Origin of the sequence: Paenibacillus sp. FSL M7-1455 (assembly GCF_038004655.1) — a bacterium.
In the GTDB taxonomy this organism is placed as follows: Bacteria; Bacillota; Bacilli; order Paenibacillales; family Paenibacillaceae; genus Paenibacillus_AQ; species Paenibacillus_AQ cookii.
On the sequence record NZ_JBBORO010000001.1, the window covers coordinates 5575720 to 5591313 of the forward strand.

11 protein-coding genes are annotated in these 15594 nt (G+C 45.2%); 3 read left to right on the plus strand and 8 right to left on the minus strand.

Going from position 1 to position 15594, the window contains the following annotated elements:
• Nucleotides 1–107 precede the first annotated feature (107 nt).
• The 4 genes from prfB to NYE48_RS25555 all read right to left on the minus strand — a co-directional run bounded on the left by prfB (nucleotide 108) and on the right by NYE48_RS25555 (nucleotide 5471).
• A protein-coding gene (gene prfB / locus NYE48_RS25540; RefSeq protein ID WP_212949862.1) for a peptide chain release factor 2 occupies nucleotides 108–1221 on the minus strand; the annotation gives its coding sequence in 2 pieces (ribosomal slippage) (nucleotides 108–1148 and nucleotides 1150–1221; 1113 coding nt in all).
• Between the two features lie 224 nt (nucleotides 1222–1445).
• Nucleotides 1446–3950, minus strand: coding sequence for a preprotein translocase subunit SecA (secA, locus tag NYE48_RS25545; protein WP_212949860.1), 2505 nt, complete (start codon nucleotides 3948–3950; stop codon nucleotides 1446–1448).
• 492 nt (nucleotides 3951–4442) lie between these two features.
• On the minus strand, nucleotides 4443–5024 hold the full coding sequence (hpf, locus tag NYE48_RS25550; RefSeq protein ID WP_212949859.1) for a ribosome hibernation-promoting factor, HPF/YfiA family: 582 nt from the start codon (nucleotides 5022–5024) through the stop codon (nucleotides 4443–4445).
• A gap of 249 nt (nucleotides 5025–5273) precedes the next feature.
• Nucleotides 5274–5471, minus strand: coding sequence for a cold shock domain-containing protein (locus tag NYE48_RS25555; protein ID WP_036710441.1), 198 nt, complete (start codon nucleotides 5469–5471; stop codon nucleotides 5274–5276).
• A gap of 378 nt (nucleotides 5472–5849) precedes the next feature.
• On the opposite strand from NYE48_RS25555, the gene NYE48_RS25560 reads away from it, so the two are divergent.
• A protein-coding gene (locus tag NYE48_RS25560; RefSeq protein ID WP_340997616.1) for an IS3 family transposase occupies nucleotides 5850–7000 on the plus strand; the annotation gives its coding sequence in 2 pieces (ribosomal slippage) (nucleotides 5850–6105 and nucleotides 6105–7000; 1152 coding nt in all).
• 19 nt (nucleotides 7001–7019) lie between these two features.
• On the opposite strand, the gene NYE48_RS25565 is transcribed toward NYE48_RS25560, so the two are convergent.
• The gene (locus NYE48_RS25565) at nucleotides 7020–9239 is read right to left on the minus strand and encodes a fibronectin type III domain-containing protein (protein WP_341000351.1); all 2220 of its coding nucleotides are present in this window, start codon (nucleotides 9237–9239) and stop codon (nucleotides 7020–7022) included.
• Nucleotides 9240–9559: 320 nt separating this feature from the next.
• On the opposite strand from NYE48_RS25565, the gene NYE48_RS25570 reads away from it, so the two are divergent.
• Both NYE48_RS25570 and NYE48_RS25575 read left to right on the plus strand, forming a co-directional pair.
• Nucleotides 9560–9739 (plus strand): hypothetical protein, encoded by a 180-nt coding sequence (locus NYE48_RS25570; protein ID WP_341000352.1) that lies wholly within the window; start codon nucleotides 9560–9562, stop codon nucleotides 9737–9739.
• A 750-nt stretch (nucleotides 9740–10489) separates the two neighbouring features.
• Nucleotides 10490–10672 (plus strand): IS3 family transposase, encoded by a 183-nt coding sequence (locus NYE48_RS25575; RefSeq protein ID WP_341000353.1) that lies wholly within the window; start codon nucleotides 10490–10492, stop codon nucleotides 10670–10672.
• A gap of 109 nt (nucleotides 10673–10781) precedes the next feature.
• Here NYE48_RS25575 and NYE48_RS25580 read toward each other — a convergent pair whose 3' ends face one another.
• Genes NYE48_RS25580 through NYE48_RS25590 form a run of 3 tightly spaced genes read right to left on the minus strand, consistent with a single transcriptional unit; the run spans nucleotide 10782 to nucleotide 15543 of the window.
• Nucleotides 10782–12518: a glycosyltransferase gene (locus NYE48_RS25580; protein ID WP_341000354.1), complete on the minus strand. Its 1737-nt coding sequence runs from the start codon at nucleotides 12516–12518 to the stop codon at nucleotides 10782–10784.
• A 28-nt stretch (nucleotides 12519–12546) separates the two neighbouring features.
• The gene (locus NYE48_RS25585) at nucleotides 12547–14421 is read right to left on the minus strand and encodes a glycosyltransferase (RefSeq protein WP_341000355.1); all 1875 of its coding nucleotides are present in this window, start codon (nucleotides 14419–14421) and stop codon (nucleotides 12547–12549) included.
• A 30-nt stretch (nucleotides 14422–14451) separates the two neighbouring features.
• The gene (locus tag NYE48_RS25590) at nucleotides 14452–15543 is read right to left on the minus strand and encodes a tetratricopeptide repeat-containing glycosyltransferase family 2 protein (RefSeq protein ID WP_341000356.1); all 1092 of its coding nucleotides are present in this window, start codon (nucleotides 15541–15543) and stop codon (nucleotides 14452–14454) included.
• Nucleotides 15544–15594: the final 51 nt, after the last annotated feature.

Sequence of the window (15594 nt, forward strand, 5' to 3'; positions counted from 1 at the left end):
CCGCCCGAAACGGTAATGAACGAAAAAAATTCCTACAACGATACAGTGAACTTCAGGGAAACGAATCCCTCGTTCAATCTATATAGCGTGTAGGAATTTTTTAGGTTTTATTCGGTATCCACTTTAATTTGGCTGCGCAAATAGCCGTCGATGAACAGGTCCAGATCCCCGTCCATCACGGCGCCGACGTTGCCGGTCTCTACTGATGTGCGGTGGTCCTTTACCATGCTATAGGGATGAAATACGTAGGATCGGATCTGGCTGCCCCAGGCAATATCCGACTGTTCCCCTCGGATTTCATCCAGCTCTTTTTGCTGCTCTTCGATTTTGCGCTCATACAGTTTCGAACGGAGCATCGTCATCGCGCGCTCCCGGTTTTTGATCTGCGACCGTTCGTTCTGGCAGGTGACCACGATCCCCGTCGGGATGTGGGTAATCCGCACGGCCGAGTCGGTGGTGTTGATATGCTGGCCGCCCGCGCCGCTGGCCCGGTACGTATCGATCTTCAGATCTTCGGTCCGGATTTCGATCTCGACGTCATCCGTAATTTCCGGCACGACGTCGCAGGATACGAACGAGGTATGGCGCCGGCCCGACGAGTCGAATGGCGAAATCCGCACCAGACGGTGAACGCCTTTTTCCGCCTTCAAATATCCGTAAGCGTTAAATCCTTTGATGAGAAGCGTGACGCTTTTGATGCCCGCTTCGTCACCCGGCAGGTAGTCGAGCACTTCGACCTTGTAGCCTCTTTTTTCGGCCCATCTCGTATACATCCGCAGCAGCATTTGGCCCCAGTCCTGGGATTCCGTGCCGCCCGCTCCCGGGTGAAGCTCCAGAATCGCATTCATTTTGTCGTAAGGCTGGTTCAGCAGCAGATTCAGTTCAAACTCTTCAAGTTTTTTCTTGAGGTTCGTTACCGCTTCGCTGATTTCCTCGACAAGCGATTCGTCGCCTTCCTCTTCGGCCAGCTCGGCCATCATGGCCGCGTCGTCGTATTCCTGCTGCAGCTTTTCGTATTGGTCCACGGAAGATTTGACCGCGTTCATTTCGGCGATGATGCCCTGCGCCTTTTCGTTATCGTCCCAAAAATCGGGCGCGGACATTTTCTCCTCGTAGTTGGCGATCATTTCCTGTTTAAGATCTAAGTCAAAGAGACCCCCTAAGGTTGGTTAATTTGGTTGCGATTTCCCGCAAATCATGTTTGACAGATGCATCGATCATGATTGTTCTTCACCTCTTCTATCGACATAAACTCCCTTAAACAAAGGGGCTCGGGATACCTGCAGGGTCGCCCGCGCCTTAACCTTCGATTCAAGGGAGTCTGGGTCCGGATCCAATGAATGGGCCCGGCTTGTTATCCTTGCGCCTGCAAGCCGTTAGACCGCAGGCAGGCTTTATGATCTGTATATTGTCTCTTGCCGCCAGTTCAATTTATTCCGATACGGCTATTCTTGCCCGTGGCAGTGCTTGTATTTTTTGCCGCTGCCGCATGGGCAAGGATCGTTGCGCCCGATTTGTTCCCCGACATGCACCGGTTTTTTCTCGGCAGGTTCGCTGTTGGTGGTAATTTTGCTTTCTTCCACCACCGCCTGGCGCTCCTGGTTCGCTTCGATATGGGCCTTCATGACGTAAGTGGCCACTTCTTCCTGAATGGCAGCCGTCATGGCATTAAACATTTCGAAGCCCTCGAACTGGTACTCGCGAAGCGGATCCGTACCGCCGTAAGCGCGAAGGTGGATACCTTGACGCAGCTGGTCCATGGCGTCGATATGGTCCATCCACTTGCTGTCTACGGAACGGAGCACGATCACTTTCTCAAACTCGCGAACGAGTTCGGAGCCGATGCGTTCTTCGCGTTGGTCGTATCTGGCTTTGACTTTCTCGAAGATGAAATCCGCCATCTCCGGAATTTCTTTGCCCCACAAATCGTCGCGGGTAACGGAACCTTCGTCCAGAAGCTTGCTGTTGACGTAATCGGCAACCTCCTGCAGCTCCCAGTTCTCCGGAATATCGTCTTGGCAGTGGGCTTCGACCACGCGGTCGATGACCGGCTTGATCATGTCCATGACGATTTCCTTGATGTTGTCGGATTCCAAAATTTCGCGGCGCTGCTTGTAGATGATTTCGCGCTGCTGGTTCATGACGTCGTCGTATTGGAGAACGATTTTGCGCAGGTCGAAGTTGTTGCCTTCGACGCGTTTTTGCGCGGATTCGATCGCACGCGTGATCATTTTGCTCTCGATCGGCTGGTCTTCTTCGAAACCGAGACGCTCCATCATGTTCAGCACGTTGTCCGCGCCGAAGCGTTTCATCAGCTCGTCGCCCAGCGAAAGGTAGAACTGCGTGGAGCCCGGGTCGCCCTGGCGTCCTGCGCGTCCGCGAAGCTGGTTATCGATCCGGCGGGATTCATGCCGTTCCGTACCGATGATGTGCAGACCGCCCAGCTCGGCCACGCCTTCGCCCAGCAAAATGTCCGTACCGCGGCCCGCCATGTTCGTGGCGATCGTGACGGCGCCCGGTTGACCGGCGCCCGCGATGATTTCGGCTTCTTCGGCATGGTATTTGGCGTTCAGCACCTGGTGTTTGACGCCTTTGCGCTTCAGCATATCCGAAATGAGCTCGGAGTTCTCGATGGACACCGTGCCGACCAGAACCGGCTGGTTCTTTTTGTGGCGTTCCACGATTTCCTCCACGACGGCCTTGAACTTCCCGTTTACGCTCTTGTAGACCACGTCAGGCATATCGATCCGCTGGTTCGGTTTATTCGTAGGCACCTGGAGCACTTCCAGGCCGTAAATTTTCTTGAATTCTTCTTCCTCGGTTTTCGCCGTACCGGTCATGCCCGCCAGCTTGCGGTACATGCGGAAGTAGTTCTGGAACGTAATCGTGGCCAGCGTCATGCTTTCGTTCTGAACCTCGATGCCTTCCTTCGCCTCGATCGCCTGGTGCAGCCCGTCGCTATAGCGGCGGCCGGCCATCAGACGGCCCGTGAATTCGTCGACGATGACGACTTCGTCTTCGGTGACGACGTAATCCACGTCGCGGCGCATGATGACGTTCGCTTTGAGCGCCTGCACGATGTGGTGGTTCAGCGTCACGTGGGCGTGGTCGTACAGGTTGTCGATGCCAAAGGCGCGTTCCGCTTTCGCCACGCCTTTTTCGGTAAGCGCAACGGATTTGACCTTAATATCGACCGTGAAATCCTCTTCCGCCTGGAGAGTCTTCACGAAGCGGTCAGCCACGTAGTACAGCTGCGTCGACTTCTGAGCTTGTCCGGAAATGATCAGCGGCGTACGCGCTTCGTCGATCAAAATGGAGTCCACTTCGTCGATCGTACAGAAGTACAGCGGACGTTGTACCATCTGCTCTTTGTACAGCACCATGTTGTCGCGCAAATAGTCGAAGCCGAACTCGTTGTTCGTGCCGTACGTAATATCGCAAGCATAAGCGACTTGCTTATCGGCATGGTCCATGCCGTTCAGGTTTACCCCGACGGTCATGCCCAAAAATTCGTAAATTTGGCCCATTTCCTGGCTGTCGCGCTGTGCAAGATAGTCGTTGACCGTAACGACGTGCACGCCTAGGCCGAGGAGGGCGTTCAGATATACCGGCAGCGTGCCGACGAGGGTTTTACCTTCACCGGTTTTCATCTCGGCGATACGGCCTTCGTGAAGCGCCATGCCCCCGATCAGCTGGACATCGTAATGTCTTTTGCCGAGAACGCGCTTCGAGGCTTCACGCACGGTCGCGAACGCTTCCGGAAGGAGCTCGTCGAGCGTTTCGCCCTTTTCGATGCGCGCGCGGAATTCCGCCGTTTTGGCTTTCAGCTGTTCATCGGTCAGCTTTACGAAATCCGGTTCTAGTTTGTTAATGATATCGACCGTTTTCATCAAACGTTTGACGTCGCGGTCATTCGTGTCACCAAAGATTTTTTTAACAAGTCCTAGCATGGTTAACCCCTTTCACGCAAAACAAATGTTAAATTAACTTCAAGAATTCAGGGTTATCAACAAATGAAATCGATCCGGAGAATCCGTCTCACAGGCATGCGCTGAATGACAGGATCCGCTGACGAACCGATTCATACAGAAATGCAGGTGATTGTCTGAATGAAATGATCCGCGAAACAGAATCGACTTCACCCAGACCGTTGTTACGGTTTGAAGTTAATTCGTTGAACAAACAGGATTTTGCCAAATCCTTAGGATGCATATTCAAGCCTCTACATATAAAATCCCGAAAATGGCGTTTGCATAAATTGTAACAGTTTGTAAGTAAAGCCGCAACCGTGCGGATGACAATGCATGCGCGGTTTTTAGGCCTACGATCTATATACGTAAGAAGAGCCCAATCCGTTGCAGGAGTTGAGCTCTTTTTTTCATGGATTCGGATTTAATTTTTGCATCATTTTGAAAAATGTACCTCTGGAAGCCCGAAGCTGCTTAATACGGATCGGATTCCGTTTGTTCGATCAAACCGTATTTGCCGTCGTTGCGCTTGTAGACAACACTCACTTCCTGGGTATCTACATTGGAAAACACAAAGAAATTATGCCCGACCATGTTCATCTGCAAAATGGCCTCTTCCACATTCATCGGTTTGAACGTGAAACGCTTGATGCGTACCACTTCGAAATCGTCATGGTCTTCTTCCGTCTGAAGCTCGGATGGCGCTGCGCCCGCAACGGCCGCTTCATCCGCGAACAACGTCTTCAAGCTGCCCTCCTGACGGAGTTTGCGGTTCAATTTGGTTTTGTGTTTGCGGATTTGACGTTCCAACTTGTCCACAACGGCATCAATGGATGCGTACATATCGTCGCTGCGGTCCTCGGCACGAAGCATCATGCCCGGGAGCGGAATCGTCACTTCCACGGTGTGCAAACCTCGAACGACACTTAGCGTTACATATCCTTCTGAGGCAAGGGGTGCATCAAAATACTTTTCAAGTCTGCGGAGCTTCTTGTCAACGTAGTCCTTCAAAGCTTCAGTCACGTCGATCTGTTGACCTCGAACACTTAAATTCATATGGCACTCCTCCTTTGCAATTCCATTATATCACATTTGTTAACGCTAAGTAAAAAGACATTTCTGTGTACGTCGCGGATGTAAGCGCTTATCCATGGACTTCGCGTTTGTTGGCGCTAGCGCGCTTTTTACCCAATGAGCGATAACGGAAGGGCACAAAAAAACCCTGGATTGCTCCAGGGTTTGATGCTATCGTTTTTCAATTACTTAACCATCTAACCGTATATGTAGGTCGGCCTTGCCGGATGATTATAATTTGATTACGTTAGCAGCTTGAGGTCCGCGAGCGCCTTCGACGATGTCGAATTCAACGTCTTGACCTTCTTCCAAAGTTTTGAAACCTTCAGCTTGAATTGCGGAGAAGTGTACGAATACGTCGCCGCCTTCAGCAGTTTCGATGAAGCCATACCCTTTTTCTGCGTTAAACCATTTTACTTTACCTTGCATGCACAAACATTCCCTTCGTCATCAAATAAAGTGTGACTTTCGTCCACATTCCTGAATATACCACTCAGGCTTGTTTGTTGTCAATTGGAAAGGAAAATGGTTTATTGTAAATTAATTGAAATGAAAAATAAAATTATTGAATCGTTATTGTTAACCCAGTTTAATGGGCCTCGGGATCAAAGGGAGGTGTCTCTGGAATACTTGTCCCTGTATTATAACCATTAACTTCAAACGTAATAATTTTATCAAAGAATACATAATCTTTGCGATTTACGAATGGCCCCTTATTATTATTGTGTTTATGCTGCTAGACTAAAAAGTAGACATGGAGAACCGAGAATCGGGTAAAATGAATCTATCCAAATTCGAGGTGCTACCATGACGAAAAAATACGATAAAGAATTTAAACTGCAAACGATTCAGATGATCCAGGAAGAAGGGAAAGCGGTGGCGCAGGTCGCCCGCGAACTGGGGATCAGCGACAACACCCTGTATCGTTGGATGGCGGAATACAAGAAAGACGGCGCACAGGCCTTTCCAGGCAGTGGGCAACTGAAAGCCGACGATAAAGCAATGAGAGATCTTCAGAAACGCCTTCGTGATCTGGAAGAGGAGAACGACATCTTAAAAAAGGCGATGCACTACTTCGCCAAAGACCGGCGCTGATCTATGCCTTCATCCACGATCATCGCTTCAAGTGCCGAGTCTCGAAGATGTGCGAAGCCTTTGAAGTATCCCGAAGCGGCTATTACAAATGGACCCAGCGAAAAGCCAGCAAACGTGAAAAGCGACGTCGCAAGCTGGAGCGGCGGATCCGTCGTATCTTTCTAGAATCCCGTCGATTATATGGAAGCCCCAAAGTAGCAAAAGAACTGCACAAGCAGGGCATACGAGTGTCCGAGAAAACAGTCGCTCGGATCATGAAGGAGCTGGGTTTACGTTCTCGCACGGTGAAGAAATACAAGGCCACAACCAACTCGAAGCACAACCTGCCTGTCCAAGAGAACGTGTTGAACCGCGAGTTTAATCCGTCCGCTCCAAACAAGGCCTGGGTGGCTGATATTACGTATATCCCGACCGATGAGGGTTGGCTATACCTGGCAAGCATCATGGACCTGTACAGTCGTAAAATCGTTGGATTTCACATGGATGAGCGAATGACGAAAGAACTCGTGTTAACGGCGCTGGACCGCGCCCACAGCCAGCAGCGACCGTGCGAAGAGGTTCTGCATCATTCGGATCGCGGCAGCCAGTACGCTTCTCATGACTACCAGGCGCGGCTGTGCACCTACAAGATGAAAGGCAGTATGAGCCGCAAAGGGAACTGCTACGATAATGCGTGTATTGAATCGTTCCACAGTGTGCTTAAGAAAGAACTTGTCTACTTGGAGAAGTTCAAAACACGCAAGCAAGCCAAGAAACGCATTTTTGAATATATTACCTGCTTCTACAATGGAAAACGAATCCATTCCGCGATTGGGTATTCTACGCCCAATGAGTGCGAACGTATGTACCGATCTGCCGCATAATTTTCTCGATTCTTTGTGTCTACTCTATTGACAGAGGTACATTATCTATGGCATACATTGTAGTTCCAGATCCGTTAGCGCGTCCTTCATACCACTTAATGAAGGAAACGACTTCAGACATGGATAAGTCATATTCCTTTTCAATTCCATTGATTAGAATAATACGCAATAAAGCCCGTTCTCCTTCTGGGCCAGGAGTAGGAGGATTTACAACATCAGCTCTCGGAGTAGCGGAAGCTTCGTTCGAGTTTGCGCTTTCTCCTGCTGCTGAGACCGCTGTGACGACATAATAATAGGTAGTTCCATTGACTACATTATTATCTATGTAGCTATAAGTATCTCCCGTAACGCTGCCAATTACGATATAAGGACCACCGGATACCGTAGCACGTTTTACATTAAAACTCGTAGTGACATTGCCTGAGTTGCTCCAATTCAATGCAACAGTTTTGTTACCAGCCGTTGCGGTCAAGTTTAATGGCGCCTCAGGAGGAAGTTCTCCACCTTTGCCAAAAACGTTCCATTCGTAAACTCTGGCACTGCTTCCTGTGTACTTTAATGCAACGGTTGAGACATTCTGTATTGGAGCAGGGAGTGTCTGAATCTCATCACTTTTCGAAAATTCATACCTCTGCAGCAGGTTATTGTTTGAATCATAGAATTCAACCGCTACTGGGTTCAAATATTTCGCAACGACCGCCGAAATTTCTACCGGCGAAGAAAACGTATACCATACAAAATTCCCACCGCTTAGATCGGTAAGAGTGGTTGGGTTATTATCCGTTAAATTCCGAGTAGTGCTTGTCGGAGAGGAAATTGATTTACCCACTTGCAGGGTAAGCCAATCCAGGAGTCCCCCCGTATACTTGGTTGCATCCGGCTTAATTCCTTTTTCGGGGGAGTTAGCACTTTCTCCCGCCCGGTTCACCGTTGAAATCACATAATAGTATGTTGTTCCATTAGTTACAGTCTTATCGGAATAAGTTGTGTCTTTTACATTTGCAAGCAATGTGTATGGCCCGCCAGGAGAAGTGGCACGCTTCACATTATACGATTCCGCTCCAGTCGCAGCCCAATCCAGTTTGACGATCTGATCACCACTTTGGATCCAGTTGATCGTTGTAGGTAACGGTGCAGTTGATGGAGTAGCAAAGACGTTCCATTCGTAGACTCTGGCACCACTGCTTCCTGTGTACTTTAATGCAACGGTCGAAACATTCTGTGCCGGGGCAGGGAGTGTCTGAACCCCATCATTATTCAATAATTCATACCTTTGCAGCAAGTTATTGTTTGAATCATAGAATTCAACCGCTACTGGGTTCAAAGATTTCGCAACGACCGCCGAAATTTCTACCGGCGAAGAAAACGTATACCATACAAAATTCCCACCGCTTAGATCGGTAAGAGTGGTTGGGTTATTATCCGTTAAATTCCGAGTAGTGCTTGTCGGAGAGGAAATTGATTTACCCACTTGCAGGGTAAGCCAATCCAGGAGTCCCCCCGTATACTTGGTTGCATCCGGCTTAATTCCTTTTTCGGGGGAGTTAGCACTTTCTCCCGCCCGGTTCACCGTTGAAATCACATAATAGTATGTTGTTCCATTAGTTACAGTCTTATCGGAATAAGTTGTGTCTTTTACATTTGCAAGCAATGTGTATGGCCCGCCAGGAGAAGTGGCACGCTTCACATTATACGATTCCGCTCCAGTCGCAGCCCAATCCAGTTTGACGATCTGATCACCACTTTGGATCCAGTTGATCGTTGTAGGTAACGGTGCAGTTGATGGAGTAGCAAAGACGTTCCATTCGTAGACTCTGGCACCACTGCTTCCTGTGTACTTTAATGCAACGGTCGAAACATTCTGTGCCGGGGCAGGGAGTGTCTGAACCCCATCATTATTCAATAATTCATACCTTTGCAGCAAGTTATTGTTTGAATCATAGAATTCAACCGCTACTGGGTTCAAAGATTTCGCAACGACCGCTGAAATTTCTACCGGCGAAGAAAATGTGTACCAAGCAAACTTTCCACCACTTAAATCGATGTAAGTAGACGGATTGTTGTCCGATAACTGTGAAGCCACACTTAATGGTTGGCCAATTACGGTTCCTACTTGAATCGGCTCTCCATCCAATAACCCACCTGTATATTGTGATGCCGCCTGTGCCCCTGATGGGCTGACAAATACTGTACTTAAAACAAAAACAGCTAGTAGTAAAAAATAACTAATTCTCCTCAACTTTTATCCTCCTTTGGATATAAATATGGTCCCCCTGCACTAGTAATCTACCATTTATGTTAAAATGTGTCCATGAAATAATTTGATATTTATTACTTTTATAGCAATAATTTGATTTAATTGTTATTCTATAATGGTGCCTCAGTAAAATGCCAATTTAGTCTTGTATTTCCCCGCCCACACCTTCAATCGACCGATGTCAGCAATCCCCGGTTCTTTCGCTACTGCCGCTGTTGTCATACCCACTAATCGCATTTCTATTGTTTTTTAAGGCGGGCTTTGACCTAGAAATATTTAGTCAACATAAACCAAAGGAGAGCTTGAAGCATTGGAAGGCTATCTACGCTGCTCATGGCGAAGCAGGTCTTCTTGAGGAACGGCGAGGTAAAAGCGGCTTTGGTAGACCCTCCAGTAAGGAGCTTTCAGTCGAGGAGAAATTAAGACGTGCTGAGGCGAAGATCAAGCTTCTGGAAGTGGAGAATGAGTTAAAAAAAAGCTGAAGGCACTAGAAAGGCAGGCGAAGCAAGACAAACATTAAGCATATCATTGCGCTTCGAACTGATCAATCGAACCATTCGTCAATATGGCATTAAGGGATTGACTCGTCATCTCTGCAAGTTTGCTGAAGTAAGTGTTAGCGGTTATTACGATGGCTCTCTACGGAAGAAACCCGTCAACGTAGAGAGGCCGACGAGAGGGATCTGCAGCTCATTAAGGCACACTTTGATCGTCTAAAAAGAAAAGCCGGCGCGCTTTCTATCAAAATGAATCTTGAAAACGAGGATATCGTGTGATAATGAACCATAAAAAATTCGCCGCCTCATGCACAAATATAATCTCGTTGCAAAAATCGTCAGGCTAAACCATATCGGAAGATGGCCCAAGCTACCCAGGAACATAAAACGTGCGCCAATCTGCTAAAACGTCAGTTTGATCAGGGAGAGCTGGAAAAAGTGCTGCTCACAGATATAACGTACCTCAAGTAGAAGCATGGCCAGCAATAGGGATATCTCTCTTGCGTAAAAGACGGTTCCACGCACGAGATCCTTGCGCATTACTTGTCGACTTCGCTTAAACTGTCTCTAGTGGATCGAACATTAGACAAGCTATTAGAACGACTGGATGGCAATAAATCATCCCGACGCCATTATTCATTTGGATCAAGGCATGCACACTACACACTTCCCAATTTCAAACACGCATAAGAGAAGCTAGATTTAGAAAAGCCATGTCCCGAAGAGGAAACTGCTATGACAAAAAAATCATTTTTCGGTGATATGAAAAACGAATTAGAATACAAAGATTGCACAACCATTGACGAACTTCGAGCTTGCATTAACGAGTACATTCATTTTTACAACACCGAGCGATATCAATGGACGCCAAAGAAGATGACCCCTAACGAAAATAGGCATCATCTTCTGGCAGCGTAGTGCTTTTTTATACTGTTCATGTTAAAGGTTATAGTTCAGGGTTTGAACCATTTAACTTTTCCTTGCTGCACAAACATTCCCTTCGTCATGTATGTTAGGCAACTCATGTTTAATTATCCAGAGCAAATTGCAATTCAGAATAAGCCTTTGGGTCCAACTTCTTCAACTCATTTTTAAAAGTTGCCGCTTCCTCTACTTCGCCAATAAATTCAAGAAAATATGCAATATTATACAATACTTCTTTATTTTCTAAATCAAGCTGATAGGCTTTATCGAAAAATGGAAGGACCCTATCATAGGCCCCCATTTCAAAATGAACCACCCCAAGTGCGTTGAGCAAATCAACCTTATGAGCAACGTCGGAAATATGCTGAATATGTTCAATTAGCTTCTGAGGAGTATACGATTTTACCCTTTCATAAAAATTTCGGGGGTCATCTTTGTAGTCCATGATATTTTCCAACACATCGTATAAGCTTTCCTTTTCGAATAAAGCAATGTATTGATAAATATTAAATTGGTCTTTAATTTCCTTTTGTCCCATCAGAGCTAGCTGCTCGACAAGGATTTTTGTTTCCTCGGTTGCAGGCAAAGTCGTCCCGCCTATTTTTTTTACTTCGAAACCTGTTGTTATCGCCATCTTTTGTATTTCATTAAAAGTAAAAAATCTTAGATGGGTTTTATCTAGAATCCCGGCTTCCTCATATCCCCAGGTTCCCATAACAAGCTTGCTTATTACACTATAGTGCATAATGTTTGGAAGACTGATTAATATCTTTCCGCTTGATTTTAAATGTTTCCGTAGATTTTTCAAAGCTGCCCAAGGATCGCTCATATGTTCTAGTACATCTGCACATATAATGTAGTCAAAATATTCTTCTGGATAGCTTAAATCGTCCTTCTCAACATCGGCATCAAGCATTTCCGCTATCAACGAAGCAATCCGTCCGCTATTTTTATTTAACTCAATTCCATGTAATTTACTGTTTTTGTACATGCTTTTTATCCCCAGAAGGGTACCGCCACATGCACATCCAACTTCTAAAATACGAAGGGGTGCATCCAAGGGGGCCTCAATCAAATCAATTAACTCATATCTGATATGTTGAGAATAATTCGAGTCGAACCCCCATTTTTTTTGGAACTTTTGCTCGTTTTTTTGAAGCAACTGCCTATATTTTAAATCCTGCTCTTGCGATTTAAACGATACGCTGCCGTAGTGGTGGATAAACGTATCTTTGCATAACAACAGTCTATACCCTGCCTGTCTCATTCTAATCGAAAAATCATCATCTTCATGATTGCCGGGAGTAAACAATTCATCGAGCAGTCCGACTGTATGGACAATGACTCTTTTGAATAGCAAGCAGAAACCAACCAACTTTAACCTTTCTTCCCATTTCTCCGGATCGGAATGGTTAAAGGTTGCTGCAAACTTTTGCATTTCGTCCATGGTTTCGTAATTGGCGGGAACAGTCTGCTTGTATGAACAATGGTTCGTCACGCAGCTAACCGCCCCAACGGATTCATCGCTATACAAAGCTGAGAGCATATTCTCCAGCCAATGACTTGTAACGACGACATCATTATTTAATAAAAGGATGTTATCGCCGTTTGAAATTTCAATTCCTTGATTACATCCCTTGGGAAATCCCAAGTTCTCGTCATTGAATATAGCTCTAATGTCTTTCTGCTCCCTTACCCACTCTCTCGTTGAATCAGAAGAGGCATTATCTACGATGATAAGTTCATAGGTGCCCGGTCTTGTGTATTGACGAATGCTTTCAATGCATTGTTTCGTATATTCCAATTGATTGTAGGTTAGTATAACTATGCTAGTTAACATGGTCCCTCCTAAAGAACTTAAAAATAAACTAGTTTACAGCACTGAAATCATTTAAATGAATACGGTTCGCCCAAGCAGAGGTCGGCTCCATTTTCCTCATTTGAGATAATAGATCCCCTGCTTCTTGAAACATTTGATTCTTGGTTAAAAGCAAAAACAATTCATATGCGTTGGAGTAACGTGGGTTGATTTTATAGGCTTCTAAGCCGTAATAAATCGCATCATCAATTTGCCCCAAATCTCTTAATATATTTCGTACTAAGGAAAAGATTTTTTCATTTTCCTTGTTGTTTTTCGACTCTACGACAACCGTTAGCGCTAATTCGCTAAAACCATGTTTATTTAAATAGAATGCAATGTAGTATCGCAATAAGGGTTCTTTTGTAAGGCGCAACAAAAACTCCAACTCATCATATTTTTTAAGGTTTAACAAATCTTCGCATAGCCATGCCCAGTATTTCTCCAGATCAGGGGTAATCGTAATTTCCGATAGTTCATCTCTCAGCAGCAGTTGATTCCACCACTTCCATTCTTTTTCCCTACAATTAAATAAATTTTTATGCTTTTGCAAGATATCGTTTTCTTGAAGGAGGAAACTTAGTAACAAAATGTCTCTCCTATGCTCTTCATTTATGTTTTTACTTGTATTCCATAATAATTTTGCTTGAATGAAATCATTCTCCACCATTGCAATCCATGCTGCTACTTCCGTAGGAGTTTCTACGCGATAACATTTGATAAGATCATATGCCCCTGGGTGCCTAAGGCGGTAGAGGACGGCAATCATCTGCTCTAGTCTTTTCGTTTCATCTAAGGGCCATATTTTAACAAGAGCGTCCACAAAATCGGTACCTCTCAAATTCGGATAAAGATCCACGAAAACTTTTAATAAATATAAAAGATCTGGAGCTTCCTTTACCGCCTCAATAAAGTGCAATTTCGCAGAAGCATAATCCGATTTCCTAGTGTACAGTTCTGCCAGTTTGCCATGAGCCATAAATGAACCTGTTCCTTCATGATTGCTAAACTGGATCACATCCGGACTTTCCCCGATTTCCAGACACTTTTTAAAGCAATCGATAGCATCTTCTATATAGTCTAAATGTTCATATATTAACCCGAGTCGGAAAGGGAAATCCGACTTCGTCGGATATAGAAGCGCGCTGTCACTACAAACATCAACGGCTTCTTGAAAACGATTCAATTCCGTAAGCGATTTAACGATAAAAGCGAGCACTCTTGGTGCAAAGGAAAGGTCTGGAGCCATCGAATACGATTTCTTCAAGGCTTCCAATGCTTCCTCATGTCTGTTTTCAAAAGAAAGCTGCATGCCGAGGTTATGGTAATTGAATGCCGAAGGATTGACCCTTACCTCTTCTTTTATGATCTTCATGTTTCGTTCATTCTTGTCTTTACTTTGAACAACAGCAGTCGTATAGCCATCATGATGAATAAGGACTTTCATAAAATCGAACGAAAGATTATCATGCTTCAAAAGATTAATCTGTTCGTGAAGAGCTCCCTCGTATTTTAACAATGGGTCATTTTTAAACAATCTTACGAATTGATGGAACTCAGCGAAGCCTGAACCAATATCGTTTCTAATTCGCAGAAAATAGTAATCGCGATCCAAAGGAAGGCCCAGATTCTCCCCACCTTCACCAATCCATTCATCAGCGTCCAGTTGTAAAATGTATTCGCACGTTGCATATTGAAGAGCATAATTCCGTGCTTCGGCAAAATTGTTCGTCCAGTCAAACGAGTAAATTTTACTCGTATACTTTTTAGCGATTTCCACAGTGCGATCCGTGGAACCAGTGTCAACAATGATTATCTCTTGAACAAAATCCTTCACGCTCTCCAAACATCTGGCCAGACAACGTTCCTCATTTTTTACGATCATACAAAGTGATATGCTAGACATTTTCATTCCTCAATTCTTGTTTGTAAGTACTAACAATCTTTGATAAGCATTGTCGAAACCCTGTTCGGAACTAATCCTGTAATGATGAATCGCTCTATCCTTTAATCCGGACAATTCATAGTAAAGCCCCAGATTAAAGTGTGCACGGAATGAGCCTACCCCAATTACAGTTTCATACTTTTTCGAGTCGGCTTCCCCTAACTGTATACAGGCATGAAAAGCGTCAGGGATTTGGTTAAACCAGTTGGGGTTTCTGGATTCGATTAACCCGCACCCATATATATAATATAAATCGGTATAATCCGGATAAATATTGAGGGCTTGTTGAACGATTTCAAAGAAGTCACTCCAACGTCCTGACTTCATATGTGTTGTCGCCATATGATATAAAAGACTGCTGAAGTACTGAGAACGGTAATCAATCTTTTCTTTTGCCACCGAGTAATATTGGATCGCACTAGGCCAATCTTGCATTATCTCATAGGAACGGCCGATTTGAAATAACAGATATGCATTATCTGGCGAGTCTTTAAGATCTGTTAGTAATAGCTCAAGGTTACGGTTGATCTTATTCTTTTCATTTATTTGATCCGGTAAATAACCAGAATGGTTAAATTTAATCATAGAGTTAACGATTTTTGGTTCTTCACCCGAATAAAGCAACTGCTCATGAATTCTGCCATAATATTTATGGCCAGGCCTGTTATGAAATAATCTTGTAATCCAAGAAGTTGAAATCGTATTCGGAGAAGTGACACTTTGAATTTCGATCCTGGCGGCACTGTCTGGATTGTTTTCCAGAATTATACATGATTGTTCAAGCTCTTCTTTTGAAGTTACCATTTCCTCATCCGCGTCCATTACTAAAATCAACGGATTCTTAGCTAAACTGATACAATAGTTTCTTGCTTCGGCAAAATGGAATCCCCAATCTCTGGATATTACTCGTGCCCCCAGATCCTTCGCAATTTGCAAAGTACGATCCGTCGAGTGGTGATCGACCACAATCACTTCGTTAACGTAAGGTTTAACGGAGGAAATCGATTTTTCAATATGCTTCTCTTCATTAAAAACAATCATGCAAACCGAAACCTCATTCATGAAATATCCCCCTATCATAAAAACAGCAGGGGCCGAGTCTACTCGACACGA

Bases quoted from the DNA above. Each gene is read 5' to 3' on its own strand.
- secA (WP_212949860.1), bottom strand. From the start codon at position 3,950: ATGCTAGGACTTGTTAAAAAAATCTTTGGTGACACGAATGACCGCGAC.
- hpf (WP_212949859.1), bottom strand. From the start codon at position 5,024: ATGAATTTAAGTGTTCGAGGTCAACAGATCGACGTGACTGAAGCTTTG.
- NYE48_RS25555 (WP_036710441.1), bottom strand. From the start codon at position 5,471: ATGCAAGGTAAAGTAAAATGGTTTAACGCAGAAAAAGGGTATGGCTTC.
- NYE48_RS25575 (WP_341000353.1), top strand. From the start codon at position 10,490: ATGACAAAAAAATCATTTTTCGGTGATATGAAAAACGAATTAGAATAC.
- NYE48_RS25580 (WP_341000354.1), bottom strand. From the start codon at position 12,518: ATGTTAACTAGCATAGTTATACTAACCTACAATCAATTGGAATATACG.
- NYE48_RS25585 (WP_341000355.1), bottom strand. From the start codon at position 14,421: ATGATCGTAAAAAATGAGGAACGTTGTCTGGCCAGATGTTTGGAGAGC.
- NYE48_RS25590 (WP_341000356.1), bottom strand. From the start codon at position 15,543: ATGAATGAGGTTTCGGTTTGCATGATTGTTTTTAATGAAGAGAAGCAT.